Annotated in this window: 17 protein-coding genes, 1 tRNA gene and 1 other RNA gene; 11 read left to right on the forward strand and 8 right to left on the reverse strand. The window is 64.6% G+C overall.

The genetic code is table 11. The features are described from left to right. Nucleotides 1–3: 3 nt before the first annotated feature. Both gluQRS and ffs read right to left on the reverse strand, forming a co-directional pair. A complete protein-coding gene (gene gluQRS, locus AC4D1W_RS08130) occupies nucleotides 4–924 on the reverse strand; it encodes a tRNA glutamyl-Q(34) synthetase GluQRS (protein WP_490898406.1) in 921 nt (306 codons plus the stop codon). 47 nt (nucleotides 925–971) lie between these two features. Further along, nucleotides 972–1,068, reverse strand: an RNA gene (ffs, locus tag AC4D1W_RS08135) — signal recognition particle sRNA small type. Between the two features lie 103 nt (nucleotides 1,069–1,171). On the opposite strand from ffs, the gene AC4D1W_RS08140 reads away from it, so the two are divergent. Next, a tRNA-Ser gene (locus AC4D1W_RS08140) sits at nucleotides 1,172–1,256 on the forward strand. A gap of 60 nt (nucleotides 1,257–1,316) precedes the next feature. Here the strand turns inward: AC4D1W_RS08140 and AC4D1W_RS08145 are convergent. Further along, on the reverse strand, nucleotides 1,317–2,216 hold the full coding sequence (locus AC4D1W_RS08145) for a diacylglycerol/lipid kinase family protein (RefSeq protein WP_490892523.1): 900 nt from the start codon (nucleotides 2,214–2,216) through the stop codon (nucleotides 1,317–1,319). A 201-nt stretch (nucleotides 2,217–2,417) separates the two neighbouring features. Between AC4D1W_RS08145 and AC4D1W_RS08150 the strand changes: the two genes are divergently transcribed. Continuing rightward, nucleotides 2,418–3,479: a ferredoxin reductase gene (locus AC4D1W_RS08150; RefSeq protein WP_490892624.1), complete on the forward strand. Its 1,062-nt coding sequence runs from the start codon at nucleotides 2,418–2,420 to the stop codon at nucleotides 3,477–3,479. Nucleotides 3,480–3,490: 11 nt separating this feature from the next. Next, on the forward strand, nucleotides 3,491–4,675 hold the full coding sequence (locus AC4D1W_RS08155; RefSeq protein WP_490898407.1) for a fatty acid desaturase family protein: 1,185 nt from the start codon (nucleotides 3,491–3,493) through the stop codon (nucleotides 4,673–4,675). Nucleotides 4,676–4,687: 12 nt separating this feature from the next. Here the strand turns inward: AC4D1W_RS08155 and AC4D1W_RS08160 are convergent, their stop codons facing one another. Continuing rightward, on the reverse strand, nucleotides 4,688–5,608 hold the full coding sequence (locus tag AC4D1W_RS08160; protein WP_490898408.1) for an oxygenase MpaB family protein: 921 nt from the start codon (nucleotides 5,606–5,608) through the stop codon (nucleotides 4,688–4,690). A 113-nt stretch (nucleotides 5,609–5,721) separates the two neighbouring features. Between AC4D1W_RS08160 and AC4D1W_RS08165 the strand changes: the two genes are divergently transcribed. After that, nucleotides 5,722–6,210: a glutathione peroxidase gene (locus tag AC4D1W_RS08165; protein ID WP_490898495.1), complete on the forward strand. Its 489-nt coding sequence runs from the start codon at nucleotides 5,722–5,724 to the stop codon at nucleotides 6,208–6,210. Between the two features lie 13 nt (nucleotides 6,211–6,223). Here the strand turns inward: AC4D1W_RS08165 and AC4D1W_RS08170 are convergent, their stop codons facing one another. Further along, on the reverse strand, nucleotides 6,224–7,102 hold the full coding sequence (locus AC4D1W_RS08170) for a Cof-type HAD-IIB family hydrolase (protein ID WP_490898409.1): 879 nt from the start codon (nucleotides 7,100–7,102) through the stop codon (nucleotides 6,224–6,226). A gap of 126 nt (nucleotides 7,103–7,228) precedes the next feature. Here AC4D1W_RS08170 and AC4D1W_RS08175 point away from each other — a divergent pair, with 126 nt between their 5' ends. From AC4D1W_RS08175 to AC4D1W_RS08195, 5 genes are all read left to right on the forward strand, one after another. Next, the gene (locus AC4D1W_RS08175; RefSeq protein WP_490892527.1) at nucleotides 7,229–7,861 is read left to right on the forward strand and encodes a DUF4352 domain-containing protein; all 633 of its coding nucleotides are present in this window, start codon (nucleotides 7,229–7,231) and stop codon (nucleotides 7,859–7,861) included. Then, on the forward strand, nucleotides 7,854–9,242 hold the full coding sequence (locus AC4D1W_RS08180) for a multicopper oxidase domain-containing protein (RefSeq protein WP_490898410.1): 1,389 nt from the start codon (nucleotides 7,854–7,856) through the stop codon (nucleotides 9,240–9,242). The genes AC4D1W_RS08175 and AC4D1W_RS08180 overlap by 8 nt, the downstream gene beginning before the upstream one ends. A 257-nt stretch (nucleotides 9,243–9,499) precedes the next feature. Next, the gene (locus AC4D1W_RS08185; protein ID WP_490898411.1) at nucleotides 9,500–10,576 is read left to right on the forward strand and encodes a multicopper oxidase domain-containing protein; all 1,077 of its coding nucleotides are present in this window, start codon (nucleotides 9,500–9,502) and stop codon (nucleotides 10,574–10,576) included. Nucleotides 10,577–10,672: 96 nt separating this feature from the next. Continuing rightward, nucleotides 10,673–10,972 carry a type II toxin-antitoxin system VapB family antitoxin gene (locus tag AC4D1W_RS08190; RefSeq protein ID WP_490892530.1) on the forward strand — a complete coding sequence of 100 codons (300 nt, stop codon included), beginning with the start codon at nucleotides 10,673–10,675 and terminating at the stop codon, nucleotides 10,970–10,972. After that, nucleotides 10,965–11,639, forward strand: a complete 675-nt coding sequence (locus tag AC4D1W_RS08195) for a LytR C-terminal domain-containing protein (protein WP_490898412.1) — start codon at nucleotides 10,965–10,967, stop codon at nucleotides 11,637–11,639. Before AC4D1W_RS08190 ends, AC4D1W_RS08195 begins: the two co-directional genes overlap by 8 nt. 54 nt (nucleotides 11,640–11,693) lie before the next feature. On the opposite strand, the gene AC4D1W_RS08200 is transcribed toward AC4D1W_RS08195, so the two are convergent. The 3 genes from AC4D1W_RS08200 to aceA all read right to left on the reverse strand — a co-directional run bounded on the left by AC4D1W_RS08200 (nucleotide 11,694) and on the right by aceA (nucleotide 15,566). Continuing rightward, nucleotides 11,694–12,389, reverse strand: coding sequence for a DsbA family oxidoreductase (locus tag AC4D1W_RS08200; RefSeq protein WP_490892532.1), 696 nt, complete (start codon nucleotides 12,387–12,389; stop codon nucleotides 11,694–11,696). Nucleotides 12,390–12,526: 137 nt separating this feature from the next. After that, nucleotides 12,527–14,143 carry a malate synthase A gene (aceB, locus tag AC4D1W_RS08205; protein WP_490898413.1) on the reverse strand — a complete coding sequence of 539 codons (1,617 nt, stop codon included), beginning with the start codon at nucleotides 14,141–14,143 and terminating at the stop codon, nucleotides 12,527–12,529. 100 nt (nucleotides 14,144–14,243) lie between these two features. Further along, complete coding sequence (gene aceA, locus AC4D1W_RS08210; protein ID WP_490898414.1) at nucleotides 14,244–15,566, reverse strand: isocitrate lyase; 1,323 nt, start codon at nucleotides 15,564–15,566, stop codon at nucleotides 14,244–14,246. A 132-nt stretch (nucleotides 15,567–15,698) separates the two neighbouring features. On the opposite strand from aceA, the gene AC4D1W_RS08215 reads away from it, so the two are divergent. Both AC4D1W_RS08215 and AC4D1W_RS08220 read left to right on the forward strand, forming a co-directional pair. Beyond that, nucleotides 15,699–17,180, forward strand: a complete 1,482-nt coding sequence (locus AC4D1W_RS08215) for a helix-turn-helix domain-containing protein (RefSeq protein WP_490898415.1) — start codon at nucleotides 15,699–15,701, stop codon at nucleotides 17,178–17,180. Between the two features lie 35 nt (nucleotides 17,181–17,215). After that, the gene (locus tag AC4D1W_RS08220; protein WP_490898416.1) at nucleotides 17,216–17,761 is read left to right on the forward strand and encodes a CGNR zinc finger domain-containing protein; all 546 of its coding nucleotides are present in this window, start codon (nucleotides 17,216–17,218) and stop codon (nucleotides 17,759–17,761) included. Nucleotides 17,762–17,841: the final 80 nt, after the last annotated feature.

Raw genomic sequence — 17,841 nt, forward strand, 5'->3', positions numbered from 1 at the left:
ACTCTATCGGTTGGGTGGGGTCGCGGCGGCATCGGTGGAGGACAGGTGGGCAGGGTTCACAATCCATGGTTCACGGGGCAGCGCCTGCGGATCAAATGCACTCAACGCAGCCTCCAGTGAGCTGTCCGGCAAGCCGACCGATCGCAGGATAAGCGCCCGGATTTCCGCGACTTCCCAGCCCTCCGCGGTGAGTGCTTCGAGAGTGACGGCGCCGTCCCGCTTGGCCAGCCGGCGTCGTTCGGGGCTGAGCGCCAGGGGAACGTGCGCGTATTCGACGGGAGGCAGGCCGAGCAGTAACCCGAGATAGGCCTGGCGCGGTGCTGAACTCAGCAGGTCATCGCCGCGGACCACCTGGTCGATGCCTTGCTCGGCATCGTCAACCACGACGGCAAGGTTGTAGGCGGGCACCCCGTCATTGCGAACCACCACGAAGTCGTCCACGGCACCGGTGTACGGACCGTGGAGGACGTCGCGAATCTCATAATGCTCGACGTCGGTGCGCAACCTCAGCGCGGCCGGTCGCACCCGACGGGCCGCTTCCCGCTCTGATTCCGGGAGGTTCCGGCAGGTGCCTGGGTAGTGGCCGGGAAGAACATGCGGAGCGGACGCAGCCTCGGCGATGTCGCGGCGCGTGCAGAAGCACTCGAAAAGGCGCCCGTCGCGCTGGAGGCGGCTGACGGCGTCGTCGTAATGGTACTGCCGCTCGCTCTGCCGGGCGACCTCGCCATCCCAGGAAAGCCCGACGGCGGCGAGCTCAGCAAGCTGCTCCTCCTCCGCTCCGGCGCGGACGCGGTCAAGGTCCTCGACGCGCAGCAGGAACCGGCGGCCGGTGGAGCGGGCGAAGAGCCAGGCGAGGACCGCAGTCCGAAGGTTCCCCACGTGAAGTTCGCCCGTGGGGCTTGGCGCGAAGCGGCCGGCGGTCACTGATTCTCCTGATGGAAGTCGCTGGAACGAAACGTGTTGTCAGGGAACGTAAAGACCCCTCATGCACCTGCCAGAGCCCGCCTACCCTTGCTACCTTCCGGTCCTGGGGGAGTTCAACAGGATGACACCACATGAGGGGCCGCGTAATAGTCTACACAAACTGCCGGGAGGGTCGCCTGCTCCGGCAGTTACCTCCCGATTCGGCACATCTGGCATGTACGGGTATTCTGGAACCTGCTCCAAATGAGGAGGATTCGCCTAGCGGCCTATGGCGCACGCCTGGAACGCGTGTTGGGTTAACGCCCTCGGGGGTTCAAATCCCCCATCCTCCGCAGTAAACAAGCACCCCGGTCCACACGGCCGGGGTGCTTTGTTTTGTGCCTGAGGTCGAGCTAGCCCACTACCGCCAGCGCACGCGGCACGCTCCTGATCTTCACCGACGTGTGCGCCGGGGCAGACCGGACTTCCCCGTCGATCTGGTAGGGAATCGGCTTCAGCGTCGTGAACTCGTAATATCCCATGCTGGGCTGGTCACCGAGTCCCTTGGTTGTCGCCCGAAGCGCCCGCAGCAGGATTCGCCACTTTGCCTGGTGGGCGAAGGTGATGACCTCGAACTTGCCGTCAGAGGCGTCGTCGTCGGCTTCGCTGAGCGTGGCGTACTTCGCCATTTGCGAGATGTTGGCGAAGACCAGACTGTCGAAGCGGCGGCGCTTGCCGTCGTTCTGGCGGATCTCGAACGGGCGGAACTTTGCGAAGGTGCGGACCACAGTGAACATTTCCTTGAAGGCACCCTTGCTGCCTTTCTCAAGATCGATGGCAACGATGGGGGTCAGTCCGAACCCTATATAGGAGTGGGCATAGACCGAGTGGGCATCAGAACCTGCCTCAACACTGATTTCCAACAGGTCGATCCTGCGGACCGAGCCTTCAAGGATGGCGTCCGCAAGCGGCTGCCGGTTGATGGTGCGATGATGGTCATTGGCATTTCCGGCCGCGAGGACGGCGCTGGCAGCATTCGCGTTTGAGCTCGCCATCACACCGTTCACCACTTCGTTATAGCCGCCGTCGCCACTCACCGACACAACGAGCACCTTGCCTCCGCTGTCGGCAGCGTTACGGGCCAGTTCGACGGCGTGACCCGCGTGAGCGGTTGGGTGCAGTTCCACCCTTGCCGGGTAATGCAGGGAATCCTTGAGTTGTTGCTGCAGCTCCGCTGCCAGCTTCGGAGCGTCTCCAGTGCTGTTGGGGTTGAAGATAATTGAGATGGTGTCGAATGATTGCGATGTGTTCATGCTGGGCGCCTCCGGGCGTTCTTCGAGGCCGCCTCCGCGACGGGCTCTGAAGTAATCGTAAGCCTGCTGAGTAAAGTATTCTTGAGTGAACCGTACTAACGGTGGAGTATTGAGTTCACACGGACACGGCACCAGCCGTGATCTGACAGCTTTCGGCCATGTGCCCACCTGTGAGGAGTTTCGATTGGACCTGCAGGGATGATGATCCGGCGACCGAGGCTGAAACATGCTGTTTCCGCACTGACAACTCCGCTGGCGCCGGAAGATTTCATGGCGCTGTTCAACCCGGTATTCTCCTCCCGCCAGTTGCGCGGAATCGTCACCAAAGTGGTGCCGGAGACGGATGACTCAGTCACCATCTATTTTCACCCCGGCCGCGGGTGGAAAGCTCATCGCGCAGGGCAGTGGGCGCGTATCGGAGTTGAACTGGACGGCGTCCGCCATTGGCGCTCGTATTCCCTGAGCGCCGCAGCGGGCCAGGATCCAGCGATTACCGTCACGGACATGGGTGCGGTGTCCGGGGTCTTGGTGCGCGAAACCAAGCCGGGGGACGTCCTGTTCCTCGCTCCACCGCAGGGCAGCTTCGTGCTTCCCGACAGGCCCCGCCCGCTCCTGATGCTGACCGCAGGCAGCGGTATCACGCCGGTGATGTCCATGATCCGTACCCTGGTTCCGCGACGTCCCGATGCGGACGTTGTCCTGATCCATTCGGCGAGAACGCCCTTGAAGAGCCTCTTTGTGGAGGAGCTTCGTGAGCTTGCAGACCAGTTCCGCCAGTTCCGGGTGAAGTTGTGGTTCACTGCCGAGCACGGCCGTATCGACTTCACAACCCCGGACACTCTGGACGAGCTCTGCGAGGACTGGCGGGAGAGGGCAGCCTACGCGTGCGGTCCGGAGGAGTTCCTTCAAAGTGCCGAGTCGCTGTGGGAAGGCCAGGCAAGACTGCCTGGAGGGAGCCTGACCATCGAACGGTTCACCACAACGCTCGCGGGCGGGAGTGGGAACGACGGCGGTCTGGTCACCTTTGAGGCCTCCGACCGCGAAGTGGAAGCCGACGGTGATACCCCGCTTTTGGAGGTGGGGGAGGATGCGGGCCTGCTCATGCCGAGCGGCTGCCGCATGGGCATTTGCCACAGTTGTTTGCTTCCGCTCCGCGCGGGACAAGTCCGGGACCTCCGCACCAACGAAATACATGGGGACCCAGGCCAGTTAATCCAAACGTGCGTTTCGGCGGCAGCCGGACCGGTGAACCTCGATATCTAAGGAGTGAGGGTATGACAAACCTCGTAGAACAAGTGTCAGAGGACACAGCAGTAGAGAAATCCGCACCCCGCCGACGGCCCGGAGCGCTCGCCGAAACCGGGCATCCGCTCGTTCGTCCGCCCGCGGCCGCGCATCTCTCGGACGAGCAGGTCGCGGAGCTGGCCCGTGAACTCGACGCCATCCGGGACGAAGTACTCGGACGCCGCGGGCAGCACGACGCGAACTATATCCGACGGGTGATCAAGGCCCAGCGCGCCCTCGAGTTCGGCGGACGCGCAGCGCTGCTCTTCGGCCGGAACAAGACGGCCTGGGTGGCCGGCACCACGATGCTGAGCTTCGCCAAAATCCTCGAGAACATGGAGCTCGGCCACAACATCCTGCACGGCCAGTGGGACTGGATGCGGGACCCGGACATCCACTCGACCACCTGGGACTGGGATTTCGTTACCCCGACGCGGTCCTGGCAGCACACCCACAATGACCTGCACCACCGCTGGACCAACGTCGTGGGCAAGGACCGTGACGTCGGCTACAACCTCCTGCGCATGGATGATGACCAGCCCTGGAAGCCCTTCAACCTGGGCAACCCCGTGTATAACGCCGTACTTGCGCCGCTCTTCGAGTGGGGAATTGCCCTCTACGACCTGGAGATCCCGGAGTACAAGGAGGGCCTCAAGTCCAAAGAGGCTATGAGTAGAGACCTCCAGGCTCTCGGCCGCAAGGCCGCCAAGCAGTTCGGCAAGGACTACCTTGCGACACCTGCGGTGGCCATGCTCACTGGGTCGGGCCGGCGCGCGCTGTTCGGAACGCTCACCGCTAACGCTGTGCGAAACGTCTGGGCCCACGCGGTGATTTTCTGCGGGCACTTCCCCGCCGGCACCGACACCTTCACGGAAGAGATGGTCGACGGCGAGACCCGCGGCGACTGGTATGTCCGGCAGATGATCGGGTCGGCGAACATCTCCGGCTCGAAGTTCATGCACCTGATGACAGGCAACCTCTCGCACCAGATCGAGCACCACCTGTTCCCGGACCTGCCGTCGAACCGCTATCACGAGATTGCCCCCAAGGTCCGGGAAATCTGCGATCGCTACGGACTGCCGTACACCACGGGGCCGCTGCTCAAGCAGGTCGGCTCTGCCTGGGCGAAGGTCTTCCGGCTCGCGGTGCCTGACCGCAAGCCCGCGGCCGCCTAGGACGCTCGGAGCTCAGCTGCCGGTAGGCGGGTGCGGGGATTGCACCCGCCTGATCCGGCGAAGCGCCGCGGCCTCGCTCGGTCCCTGGCGGCCCAGCCCGAGCTTGAGTACCCCGAGCACCAGCAGGACCGCAGGCTTCACAGGCAGAGGCAAGGGACCGATATGCGGCAGCGAAAGCCCGAGCAGCTCTCGTTGCCGCGGAGTGAGGGTGGCCACTGCACCGGCAAAGAGAACCCGGTAGCCCGGCCGCTGTGACCGCGGAAGGGGCGGGCGCTTGATGTAGGCCAGCGCGTCCTGCACCTGGTGGCTGGAGGTGAGCTCGCCGTCGTACGCGGCAAGCTGCGCGCGCAGCTCGGCGACGTTGCGCGGCGGATCGGTCAGACCCATCAGTTCACCGGCTACTGCCCACTGCCCGACGTACTCATCGGGACCGCCCGGGAAGCTGAGCCCGTACTTCTGGTGCGCGCTGAGGAAAGAGTCCGTGAAGGCCAGATGGACCCAGCGCAGCAGGTGCGGATCGTTGGCGCTGTAGGAATGTTCGACGCCGTTCGCGTCCTCGTATGTACCGGTCACTTTCTCATGCAGGCGGCGCACCCATCCGGAAGCGTTGCGTGCGGCCTCGGTGGACCCGTAGGTGACGGTAAAGATCCAGCGGATCGTGTTGGCGAGCCGGCCAAGCGGGTCTTCGCGGAAGTCGGAGTGGGCGTACACGCCGGCCATCGCGCCGGGGTGCAGCGCCTGCAGCAAAAGCGCACGAATGCCGCCCACGGTCGGGGTCATGGAACTGTGGACCGCCCAGACGGCGGACCCGGGAGCGAAGTAGCCGACGTCGTCGCCCTCAGCCAGTTCTTCGGTCCAGGCCGGCGGTGCAGCGCCCGTGCCGGTGAAGGTGTTCTTGAGTTCGATTCGAAGACGGGTGAAAGGTGACGCCATTGCACCAGTATGCGCGGTCAACCGGGCGGCTACATCCGGACAGGCATCGCTGACGAACCTCAATCAGCAACGCATTCAAGCGAAATTCCTAATACCAAGGAGCATCAGTGCCACTGCAGAACCTTCACGACATCCCGCTGACCATGATCGACGGCACCGAACGCAGCTTCGGCGACTTCAAAGGGAAGACCGTTCTGGTGGTGAACGTTGCCTCCCAGTGCGGATTCACTCCGCAGTACATTGCGCTGGAGGCACTCTACCGGAAGTACGCGGACCAGGGCCTGATGGTTCTGGGGGTACCGAGTAACCAGTTCATGGGACAGGAACCCGGTACGGAGGAGGACATCCAGGCCTTCTGCTCCAGTACCTTCGACGTCACCTTCCCGCTGACGAAGAAGAGCGACGTCCGGGGCCGCGACCAGCATCCCCTCTACGCCGAGCTCACGAAGTTCAAGACCGGACCCTTGCCGGGACTGGTGAAGTGGAACTTCGAGAAGTTCCTGGTGAACGACGCCGGCACTGTGGTTGCGCGGTTCGCACCCACAGTGGAACCCGACTCCGAGGAGGTCGTCGCAGCGATCGAGAAGGCGCTGCAGTCCTAAGGGAGTTGCAGTCCTAGACGGAGGAGACCGCGATGTCAGCGCAGCGCAGCAGGAAGGCGGCACCGGCGTCGTCATTGGTCAGTTCGCCCTCGGTGAGGACGGGGTAGGGCTTCTCCGGCACTCCGTCGGCGGGCCGGACGTCGACGTGGGCGACGCTGTAGCCGTGTTCGTGGAGGTAGTCGGCCATGGCGTAGTCGGTGCGTGAATCGCCGATGGTCCGCCAGGTGTGTGGGATGTTCCCGTCGAGCAGCCGCAGCGCACGCTCGGCGCCTAGGTCCTTGCCCACACGCACCGATTCGATGTCGGTGGAGATGATGGTCGGGTCCACCCGGTAGTCCACGCTGTCGTCGCTGTCCGGAAGGTGGTGTGACAGGCGGCAGACGCCCATGTCGAAGCGCTGCATGAGCTTGAGGACCGCGGCGTCGAACGGCCCCTGCCGGTCGAGGTAGTCCACGTTTTCGACGTCGAGGCGCTGCTCGATCGACACCATGGCGCGCTTGGTTTCGTCGAAGAACATGTGGTCGGCAAACTCGTCTTCGACGAGGCGGCGCACCTCGTTTCCAAACTCCTGCGACAACGCGAGGGTCTCGTCCACCTGCACCTCGGTTGCTCCATTGCTGCCGAAGCTGAACCAGGTGGCACCCTTTTCGCAGATGGCGTGGAAGGTGATGCCCTCGGGAATGCAGGTGGCAACCATCGGCTTCATGACCTCTTCGCGGATGAACTCATCCGACCGGCCGGTGTTGAAGATGACGGGCCAGCCAGCTCCCGCCAGACTGATGAGCGCGTCAATGATTTCGGGCCGTACAGTCCGCGTGACGGGGCTGGCAACCGGCCCGTCGACGTCGAGCAGGAGGCCGATGGGGGCAGGTCCGGTCAGCGAAGAAGTCACCGCCCAAGTATCGGCGGAACCGGTCACCCCTGGGAAATCGATGACGTCTCAGGGCCAAGGGTTTCTCCAAGGTATGGAGATAAAACTTAGGACCTGCAGCATCCACGCATGACATAGAGGCGAGTAATGGCGATCGAAAGATTCGCGCTGGCCGGGCAGGATGCGGCTGACCTGATGCCTGGGGAGGCAGCCGATCGTCCCGACGGTATCACGCGAAGAGTATTTGGCATTCTGATAGGCGCCGGTGCACTGGGCACCGCAGCAGGCTGGGGCATAATCTCCGCCGCCGGGGGCACCGAGGAGGTTCCGACGTCGTTCGGTTCCGTCCGGATCGCAGCCGCCGAGCGGCAGTCCCGGCTGATCGGGGCAACCGGTGCACCCACAACCAGCGCACATTCCCCACACGGGACCGCTTCATCAGCAGGCGCCGCCCAACCGTTCAACCACACCTGGGGCGAACACCTGGCAGTGAAGCTCAATGTGCACAACACCTCCGAGCGCAACGTGTTGTTTGCACCAGGGCAGCTGCGCCTCATCGTCACGAAAACGACGACGGTGACCAACCGTGCAGCCGACGTATCAAAGATCCTGCTGCCCGCCGGCTCACATCGCAGCCTGTGGATCAGCTTCCTCGTCCCGAGCGGCGCATCAAGCCTCGCGGCACAGTTCACGGACCCCTGGGGCGGCCCGGCTCCGCTGGTGCTTGCGCTTCCTCGAATCTCCGTTCGACCCGGCTCCCTGGAGGACAACCATGGCTGAGCAGCTGCCTCCGGAAATACTCGCCCGCGCGGACCTCCTGAAACTGGGTGCGGCCGCCGGCATGGGATTTGCTGCCCTGCCGCTGGTGCGACCCGGCACCCCACCGTCGCGGACGGCCCGCACGTCCATTCCACTGGCGTTGGCGCCGTTGCCGGGCGTGCTGGACCTCTACATCAATGAGGGCTACCTCAAGATGGTCGACGACACGCTCGTCTACCACCGCGGCTTCGGCAGCAGGCCCACCGACATTGATGACGCCAGTCCGAGTCTTGGGATGGACCCGACGGTCATCACGGTGGCCGGCGAGGTAATACCGAGCCGCAGTTATCCGCTCGGGGCACCCCTGCCCCCGCGCGGCACACCAACCCCGGTCGGCCCCGACCCTGCCAACCCGGGCCAATACTTCATCCGCCGCAACTACTGGGCAAGCTATCTCCCGCAGCGGACCATCATCGCCGAGTTGGGCAGTACTGTCCGGCTGCGCGTGCAGAACCGGCTGAACAAGCCGCACACCCTTACGGTGCATGGGGCAGGGCCCGACGGCGGCGACCTCACCACCGGTCCCATTGCCCCCGACTCGGTGGCCCTCCTGGAGTTCGATTGCCCCGGGCCCGGGACCTACATCTTCGCCGATCCGACGAACGCCCCGGTGGAACGGGTCCTGGGCCTCTATGGGGTGCTCGTGGTCACGGACCCGGCGCACCAGTGGGACATCGCGGCGGACGGCGCAACGTTCGAGCGCCAGTGGCTCTGGATCTCCCACGCAGTTGAACCGCGGTGGGCGTCCATGGAGGCCTCGGGCCAGACCGTAAATCCTGCGCAAACCCGGGCGGTTCCCCGGTATTTCACCCTCAACGGTCGCAGCGGGTTCGAATCCCTCGGCATCACGTACGACGACGCGGTCAACCTGGCCACGGAGGAGGAAACCCTGATTTCAGGATATCCGCGACAGCTCGATGTACGTCAGTTCGGCGAGGGGACCGAGCTGGGAACCCTGCGCGGCGGGCAGCTGGTGCGGTTGGTTAACCCCGGGATTGTTTTCCACCAGATGCACTTCCATGGAAACCATATCTGGACGGTTCGCCGGAACAATGCGGACTGGCCCCGTCATGAGGGATTCGTCGACAGGGACGGCCACGTGGTCCTACAGCAGTGGGAGGACGTCGTTGAACTGGAGCCGATGGACCGCAAGGACTGCATCATCCCGATCAAGCGACCGCCGGACGCCATCGATCCGGTCTGGTTTGCCCGCACCGGCGACTGGGTTTACCCCATGCACTGCCATGCGGAACCGTCACAGACCGCAGCCGGCGGCCTTTATCCCGGCGGCCTTGTTGCCCACTGGACCCTCAAGGGCCCCAATCCAGGAGCCACGCAGTGAAAATCTCCCGCCGGAAGCGCTCTGACCGTCGCTCGGCGCGCAAAACAGCCAAACCGACCCGTCAGCCCACAGCCTCCCCGTCACCAAGTGCGACGACCAGTCCGAGCGCGACAACCAGCCCTTCTCCCAGCGCAAGCACCAGCGCCTCGTCATCCGCTTCCGCATCAGCCAGCGCGACGGCGGCCCCGTCACCTACTCCAACGGCCGCAGCTGCACCTGAGACGGAACCGACGCTGCATCACCGGTTCGAGAGCCAGGTGGACTTCAGTTCTGCGCAACTGGAGGTGCTGAACCCGGTCACCGAGTTCCGACAAACCCCGGCAGTCGCCGTCGACTTCGCATTCCACAGCCGGGATCTGCGCATGGACGACCGCGCGGAGTTCGAGATGTGGAGCTTCGAGGATGACCGGTACAAGCGCGGGTTCCCCGGGCCGACCCTCCGGGTTCAGGAGGGCAAGGTGTTCCACGCCACGGTGCATCCGAGCAAGGGCCCGCACACCATCCACTGGCACGGCATGGAGCCGGATCCCCGGAACGACGGCGTCGGGCACACATCCTTCGAGGTGGACGGACAGTACACCTACCAGATGCAGCCGGAAGCCGGCCGTCCCGGTGACCCCAACTACGGGGCAGCCGGAACCTACTTTTACCACTGCCACGTCAATACTCCGCTGCACGTTCAGATGGGGATGTTCGGTCCGCTCGTGATCGACCCCGTAGTGCACCCCGACTATCCGGTGAGTCCTGGAGCCCGCCGTGCCTTCGTGGACGGGCCGGAGTACGACATCGACACCGAGGCACTCTTCGCTCCCTATTGCCTGGATCCGCGCTGGCACCAGATGAACCATGCGGACGGACTGTCCGGGGAAGACACCGGCCTCAACCGGTTCGAACCCCGGCATTTCTACCTACTGGGCGGCGAACTGGCGCGGCGTCCCGCTGGTCAGGAGCGTGTGTGGAGCCTGTCCAAACTGCGGGCCAACGTCAAGGGAGGGCCGAAGAAGCCGACCCTGCTGCGAACGGTGAATGCCAACTATCTGCCAAATCTGGTGACCTTCACCGACGCAGCAGGGGTGGAAGTTCCTATTGCCGAGTTGATTTCCCATGACGGGCGCCCGTTCCGGGATACCTCCGTGCCCGGCGCACCCGCGCTGAGCTGCAGAGATTCAGGCTATCCACTCACAACCAGCAGGCTGGCCTATGGTGCCGCTGAACGCTTCGATATGCTGCTTCACCCGCCGGCGCCCGGCAGGTATTACCTTCACATCAAGTGGGAGGACTGGATCACCGGGGCTGTCGTTGGAAAGCGGTCGGTTCCAATAGACGCGACCTGACCTCTCCGGAAAAGACTGATAACCAATTCGGTGGCGACGGGGGCGCCTCCAGAGCGTCACATTCCCTTGGGGCGATATCTTGCCTAGGCTGTATTGGTGATCTTCAAAGCAGTGAGTGATGGACGCCCATATCCCGACCACGGACACGTGACGCCCAAGGACTGGGCAGGCGTAGCACCGCGCCAGGTCCGGCTGGACGAACTCGTCACCACCAAAACCACCCTCGACCTTGAGGCGCTGCTGGCAGAAGACTCCACATTCTTCGGCGATCTGTTCCCGCACGTGGTGCAGTGGAACGACACGCTGTATCTCGAGGACGGACTGCACCGGGCCGTGCGTACGGCGCTTCATCAGCGCACCATCCTCCATGCACGCGTCCTGGTCATCGATGAATAGGCCTCCCAGACGAAAGCCCATCCGGTCCAAGAAGAACCCGATCGAGTGGCACGGTCACCGCATTGTTACCGAGAACGATCTCGAAACGGTCTTCGCTGACGACGGCAATGTTGAGCGGCCCCACGTCTACATGCGCAGGCTGCGACACGGCGTGGTCCTGGTGCTGCTCGTCGCACTGTTGGCAGCGGCAGTGCTTTTCGCGCTCGCCCTGGCAAGGGGAGACATCAAGCTCGCTGCAAGCGAGCCGACGCCCAGCCCCGTGAGCGCGTGCCCTGCCGGCCCGTTCGAGCTCGTTGATCCAGCCACCGTCACCGTGAATATTCTCAACAGCACCAGCATCGCCGGTCTGGCCGGCAACGCGGCGGCCGCCCTCGAGGAACGCGGGTTCGTGTTGGGGGCCATCGGCAACCGCTCGGTCGGCCAGACCAACATGACCGCAATCATCGTTTCCGGGCCGTCCGGGTATGAGCAGGCATTCACATTGCAGCGCGTCATCCCGGGTACAACCTACGTCGAGGACGAGCGGCCGGACGACACCGTGGACGTGGTCCTCGGGTCCGAGTTCGAGGCCCTGGTGCCGGCAGAAGAAGTCAACACCGAACCGGGTGCCCTCACCTGTGAGCTGCCGTCCACGGCTAGCGCCACGCCGTCGCCGTCCGCTCCCTGACCGGCGCCTGAGGCCAGCCGGATCGGACGACCGACGACGGTCGCGGCCGCTTCGCTAGCAGCCGTCCGGACCGCACGCCTCGCCGTCGGCTGTGGCAGAGACGGGGATCAGAGGGTGGGCTTCCTGCCACGCCTGATCCAACGCCTGCCGGAACAGCTCAACCGGCTGCGCGCCGGAGATGCCGTATTTCCGGTCGATGACGAAGAACGGCACGCCGCTGACGCCCAGGGTCTGCGCTTCGCTGATGTCCCGCCGTACGTCGTCGGCGAATCGGTCGCCGGCCATGGTGTCGCGGACCGACTGCTCATCGATGCCAAGGTCCTGTCCCAGCTTCACGAGGACATCGATATCGGAGGTGTTCAGTCCCTGTTCGAAGTGCGCCGAGAGGATCGCTTCCTTGGCTTCGTTGCCCAGACCCAGCGACTTGGCGAGATGCAGGAAACGGTGGGCGGTGAAGCTGTTACCGACAACAACGGAGTCGAAGTCGAAGTTCACCCCGACGTCGTCGGCTGAGGACGTGAGCTGGTTCCACATCTGGCGGACCTGCTCCGGAGCGATGCCCTTGCGTTCCGAAAGGTACTGCTGTTCCGTGCCGTCGTAGTGGTCGGGGAGGTTGGGATCAAGCTGGAAGCTCTTCCACGTGACCTCCACCTTGTCACGGTGCGGAAATTCAGCGAGGGCCTTCTCGAAGCGGCGCTTGCCGACGAAGCACCACGGGCATTTGACGTCTGACCAGATTTCAATGTGCATACCTTTCGCAACGGAACGACGGCGGCGTGCTATTCCCGCGCACCGCCGTCGTGCCGTTACACGCCGCGTTGAGTTGGCAGGACACACCCCGTTACCCCGGGTTTTCGCGGTGTGTCCTGCCAACTCGAGGGGAGGCGCTACCGTTGGAGGGCCGGCGAAGGACGCCGTCCGGTGCAGAGATGCCGGCTGTAGGCGGGAAGCGTGAGGAATTCAGGGAAGTCCTCGCCGAGGGCCACTTCCTCGAACAGTTGGCGGGCGTCGTCGTACCGGTCATCGTCGAAGCGGGGGAGCCGCTCGAATTCCTCCTCCAGCAGTTCCGAAACCCATTCGCGGGTGATGATTTCGCCGGTGTCGGTGACCGCGTGGACGTGGATCCACTGCCAGATCTGCGAGCGGGAGATCTCGGCGGTGGCAGCGTCCTCCATCAGGTTCTTCAGCGTCACCGCGCCGTTGCCGCGCAGCCAAGCCTCAAGATAGCGGACCCCCACCTCAAGGTTGGTGCGGATTCCCGCCTCCGTGATGAGGCCCTGCGTGCCGGTGAGGTCGATGAGCGCGCGGGCATCGGGCACCACGTCGGTGCGCTGACGGTCCAGCTGGTTGGGCTGCTCGCCCAGTACGACGTCGAACACCGCCCGCGCAACCGGAACGAGGTCCGGATGGGCCACCCACGAGCCGTCGAAACCGTCACCGGCCTCCCGCGTCTTCTCCGTGTGGGCTCGTTCAAGTGCGACGGCGTTGACGGCCTCGTCGCGCCGGCTGGGGACGAAAGCGGCCGGGCCGCCGATGGCGTGTGCGCCGCGGCGGTGGCACGCACGTACCAGCTGCTCGGTGTAGGCGCGCATGAACGGTGCGGTCATGGTGACCATGGCGCGGTCAGGCAGGACGAACCGGGGGCCGCGCAGCCGGAAGTTCTTGATCATCGAGAAGATGTAGTCCCACCGGCCGGCGTTCAGGCCGGAGGAGTGCTCGCGGAGTTCGTAGAGGATTTCCTCCATTTCGAAGGCCGCGGTGATGGTCTCGATCAGCACGGTTGCGCGGATGGTCCCGCGCGGAATGCCGAGCAGTTGCTGGGCCCGGATGAACACGTCGTTCCACAGCCGGGCCTCAAGATGATTCTCGAGCTTGGGCAGGTAGAAGTAGGGTCCGCGGCCGGAGTCAATGAGCCGGTAGGCGTTGTGGAAGAGGTAGAGGCCGAAGTCGGCGATACCGCCCGAGATGCGTTCGCCGTCGATCAGAATGTGCTGCTCGGGCAGGTGCCACCCGCGGGGACGTACGACGACGGTGGGCAGCTTCTCCCCGAGGCGGTAGTCCTTGCCATCCTCGGTGGTGAAGTCGATCCGGCGCCGCAGGGCGTCGTGGAGGTTCAGCTGTCCGTTGATGACGTTGGACCAGGTGGGGGTCAGCGAGTCCTCGAGGTCTGCCAGCCACACGTTTGCGCCGGAGTTCAGGGCGTTGACCGTCATTTTGCGGTCCACGGGACCGGTGATTTCCACGCGGCGGTCCTCCAGGCCGGGAGCCGGGGGCGCGACCCGCCAGCCGTCGTCGTTCCTTATGTGTGCGGTTTCCGGGAGGAAACGCGGGTCTTCGCCGCGGGCGATGCGGTTACGGGCCTCCCGCCGGCGCTGCAGCAGCTCCTGCCGGCGCGGCTCGGCGAACAAGTGAATTTCCCGGAGGAAGTCCAGCGCTTCGGAGGTGAGGATTTCGTTCTGCCGGGGAATCGGCAGGGCGGTGAGGGTGATGCCGTTGATGTTCATGGGAAAACTCCTTTAAGAGCTGCGTTGAGTTGGCAGGACACACCCCGAATGGGCGCCCATAAGGGGTGTGTCCTGCCGACTCACGGGAGAGAGCGAGGGGTTAGGAGAACTGCTGGGTCTCGGTGGAGCCAGCCAGGGCGAGTGTGCTGCCGGTCGGGTTGAGGGCACTGGCTACCTGGTCGAAGTAGCCGGTGCCGACCTCGCGCTGATGCCGGGTGGCGGTGTAGCCGCGGGATTCGGAGGCGAACTCTTTCTCCTGGAGCTCGACGTAGGCGCTCATGCCTTCCCGGGCGTAGCCGTGGGCGAGGTCGAACATCGAGTAGTTCAGGGCGTGGAACCCGGCCAGGGTGATGAACTGGAACGTGAAGCCCATGGCGCCGAGCTCTCGCTGGAACTTCGCGATAGTCGCGTCGTCGAGGTGCTTGCGCCAGTTGAACGACGGCGAGCAGTTATATGCGAGCATCTGGTCGGGGAACTCGTCCTTGACTGCTTCAGCGAAGCGCCGGGCCAGTTCGAGGTCGGGAGTGCCGGTCTCCATCCAGATCAGGTCCGCATAGGGGGCGTAGGCGTGAGCGCGGGCGATGCACGGCTCAATCCCGTTGCGTACCTCGTAGAACCCCTCGGGCGTGCGACCGCCGGTCAGGAAGGGCCGGTCCCGTTCATCGACGTCGGAGGTAATCAGGGTGGCTGCCTCGGCGTCGGTCCGGGCCACGATCACCGATGGGACACCGGCGACGTCGGCCGCGAGCCTCGCCGCGTTCAGTGTCCGGACGTGCTGCTGCGTGGGGATGAGGACCTTGCCGCCGAGGTGTCCGCACTTCTTCTCGGACGCGAGCTGGTCCTCCCAATGAACCCCCGAGGCGCCGGCGGCAATCATCGACTTCATCAGTTCGAAGGCGTTCAGCGGCCCACCGAAACCAGCCTCCGCATCGGCGACGATGGGCACCAGCCAGTCTTCAACGGAACGCACGCCCTCAGCCCATTCGATCTGGTCCGCACGCTGCAATGCGTTGTTGATCCGCCGTACAACCTGTGGAACCGAGTTCGCCGGGTACAGCGACTGGTCGGGATAGGTCTGGCCGGACAGGTTGGCATCCGCGGCCACCTGCCAGCCGGACAGGTAAATGGCTTTCAGTCCTGCCTTCACCTGCTGCACAGCCTGGTTACCGGTCAGGGCACCGAGGGCGTGCGTGTACTCACCATGCTGCGCCTGGGTGGTGAGCTGCTGCCACAACTTCTCTGCTCCGCGGCGGGCGAGCGTGTGCTCCTCCTGTACGCGGCCCCGCAGGCGTACGACGTCGGCGGCCGAATAATCACGCTGGATCCCTTCCCAGCGCGGATCGGCTGCCCACTCGAGCTCGAGCTCCCGAGTGGCCTCGGTGCGTGCATCATTGTCGATCGGGTTGTCGGCGTCCTGCGTCATTGCTTTTCTCCTTCCGTGAGGCGACTTTGCCTCTGCGGTAACTGCTGATGGAATCAACAATTCGCCAACCTGCGCACCCGGACTAGAGCTAACCTCTGGAAAGAAACGCATTTCTTCGCGTATCGTCAAGAAATGACGACTTCGAGTTGGACTCGGACCCGGCCCCCGGAAGGTGAGCAAGCCCCCGAGGGTGAGGACGCCATCAGCCTGGGCCGCCGCCTGCGGCACCTGCGCAAGAGCCGGCGCATGACGTTGGAGGATCTGGGCGCCGTCGTCGGGACCGCGCCGTCCCAGCTCTCGCTCATGGAGAACGGGAAGAGGGAGCCGCGGCTGGGCATGCTGCAGTCGCTGGCGAAGGCGCTCGACGTGAGCGTCGACCAGCTGCTGGGTGCTGAGCCGCCGAGCCGGCGCGCCGCGCTGGAGATTGCGCTGGAGCGGGCCCAACGCGGGCCGCTGTATGAATCGCTGGGATTGCCGAAGGTGCGGACATCGGCGCGTCTGCCGATGGAGGCGCTCGAGGCGCTCGTAGGGCTGCAGGCGGAGCTCGAGCGTCGCATGAATGAGCAGGTCGCCACCCCGGAGGAGGCCCGCCGCGCCAATGCCGAACTGCGCGGCACCATGCGTCGGCAGAACAACTACTTCTCCGATATCGAGGCCGAGGCGCAGAAGGTTCTGGAGTCAGTCGGCCACACCAGCGGGCCGCTCTCGCAGCATCTCATCGCCGACATCGCAGCCCATCTCGGGTTCTCGCTGCACCACGTGAGCGACCTGCCGCACTCCACCCGCTCAGTGACCGACCTGAAGAACCGGCGCATTTACCTCACACAGTCCCAGCGCACCGACCATGACCCGCGGTCCGTGCTCCTCCAGGCGCTGGGCCATTACGTCCTGAAGCATGAGACGCCCGAGAACTATCGGGAGTTCCTCCGGCAACGCGTGGCGACCAACTACTTCGCGGCGGCGCTGCTGCTGCCCGAGAAGGCCACCGTCAAGTTCCTCCAGACGGCGAAAGCCGACAAGGAAATAGCCGTCGAGGACATCCGGGACGCCTTCGCCGTCTCCTACGAGACCGCAGCCCACCGCTTCACCAACCTCGCAACCGAGCACCTCGGCATCCCCACCCATTTCCAGAAGACCCACCAGAGCGGGATCATCTACAAGGCCTACGAGAATGACGGCGTGACTTTCCCGCAGGACCATACCGGCGCCATCGAGGGCCAGCCTTCGTGCCGGAAGTGGACCTCACGGGTGGTGTTCGACGTACCCGACAGGTTTTCGGCCTACAGCCAGTACACCGATACACCCAGCGGCACCTACTGGTGCACCGCCCGGACCGAGCGGGCAGCGGCCGGTGAGTTCTCCCTCAGCGTCGGAGTGCCCTATGCGCACGTGAAGTGGTTCAGGGGACGGGAGACCACCATCCGTGGTGAGTCCCGCTGTCCGGAGGAATCGTGTTGCAAGCTGCCGCCGTCGTCGTTGGCGCGAGAATGGTCCGGCTTTGCCTGGCCGAGCGCACGGGCGCATTCGCATCTGCTCGCGGCCATGCCTCCGGGTGCCTTCCCGGGCGTGGACGAGACCGAGGTCTATTCGTTCCTTCAGACGCACTCGGGCTAGCGGTTGTAAAGTGGAGCCACTCGAACAGGAGCCACATGCTTTTTGCCAATGACACCGAAGAGGGATTGCGGAGTGCCGCCGCGCTCGTGAACACCGAGGACGGCGAACAGCTTCCCGACGTCGAAACCCTCGTCCGCTTCACCCGTGACTGGAACTGGACCGGCAACCTGACACTTGATGATGCCGAGCTCGACGCCGTCCGCCGCCTTCGCCCGCGTTTGCGCGAGCTGTGGAGCGGGGATGAAGACTTCGTCGTGGAATCGGTGAACGCGCTGCTGCGCGAGTTCAACGCGCTGCCGCAGCTGGTCCGCCACGACTCCTGGGACTACCACATTCACGCGACCCCACGTGAGGCACCGCTGTCTGCCCGGATGGCGGTCGAGGCGGCAATGGCCTTCGTCGACCTGGTGCGCAGCAAGGAGTTGGGCCGGCTTCGGACCTGCGCATCGCCGGACTGTGGGAACGTGCTGGTGGATCTGTCGAAGAACCGGTCCCGGCGGTTCTGCGAATCGGGATGCGGGAACCGGGCGGCCGTCGCGGCGTACCGTGCGCGGCTGGCTGAACGCGCGGAGTCGGCCTAGCGTCTCCCCGCGAATCGAACGCGCAGAAGCCCCCGGTGTCCAGTTCACCGGGGGCTTCTGTCGTTCTTACTTCACACCTC

It is taken from the genome of Arthrobacter sp. TJ-170, from assembly GCF_058269305.1.

Excerpts from the sequence above, each read along its gene's own strand:
- AC4D1W_RS08180 (WP_490898410.1), top strand. The coding sequence starts at position 7,854 with ATGGCTGAGCAGCTGCCTCCGGAAATACTCGCCCGCGCGGACCTCCTG.
- AC4D1W_RS08145 (WP_490892523.1), bottom strand. The coding sequence starts at position 2,216 with ATGAACACATCGCAATCATTCGACACCATCTCAATTATCTTCAACCCC.
- AC4D1W_RS08220 (WP_490898416.1), top strand. The coding sequence starts at position 17,216 with ATGCTTTTTGCCAATGACACCGAAGAGGGATTGCGGAGTGCCGCCGCG.
- AC4D1W_RS08150 (WP_490892624.1), top strand. The coding sequence starts at position 2,418 with ATGATCCGGCGACCGAGGCTGAAACATGCTGTTTCCGCACTGACAACT.
- AC4D1W_RS08195 (WP_490898412.1), top strand. The coding sequence starts at position 10,965 with ATGAATAGGCCTCCCAGACGAAAGCCCATCCGGTCCAAGAAGAACCCG.
- AC4D1W_RS08200 (WP_490892532.1), bottom strand. The coding sequence starts at position 12,389 with ATGCACATTGAAATCTGGTCAGACGTCAAATGCCCGTGGTGCTTCGTC.
- AC4D1W_RS08215 (WP_490898415.1), top strand. The coding sequence starts at position 15,699 with ATGACGACTTCGAGTTGGACTCGGACCCGGCCCCCGGAAGGTGAGCAA.
- aceA (WP_490898414.1), bottom strand. The coding sequence starts at position 15,566 with ATGACGCAGGACGCCGACAACCCGATCGACAATGATGCACGCACCGAG.
- aceB (WP_490898413.1), bottom strand. The coding sequence starts at position 14,143 with ATGAACATCAACGGCATCACCCTCACCGCCCTGCCGATTCCCCGGCAG.
- AC4D1W_RS08155 (WP_490898407.1), top strand. The coding sequence starts at position 3,491 with ATGACAAACCTCGTAGAACAAGTGTCAGAGGACACAGCAGTAGAGAAA.
- AC4D1W_RS08175 (WP_490892527.1), top strand. The coding sequence starts at position 7,229 with ATGGCGATCGAAAGATTCGCGCTGGCCGGGCAGGATGCGGCTGACCTG.
- AC4D1W_RS08160 (WP_490898408.1), bottom strand. The coding sequence starts at position 5,608 with ATGGCGTCACCTTTCACCCGTCTTCGAATCGAACTCAAGAACACCTTC.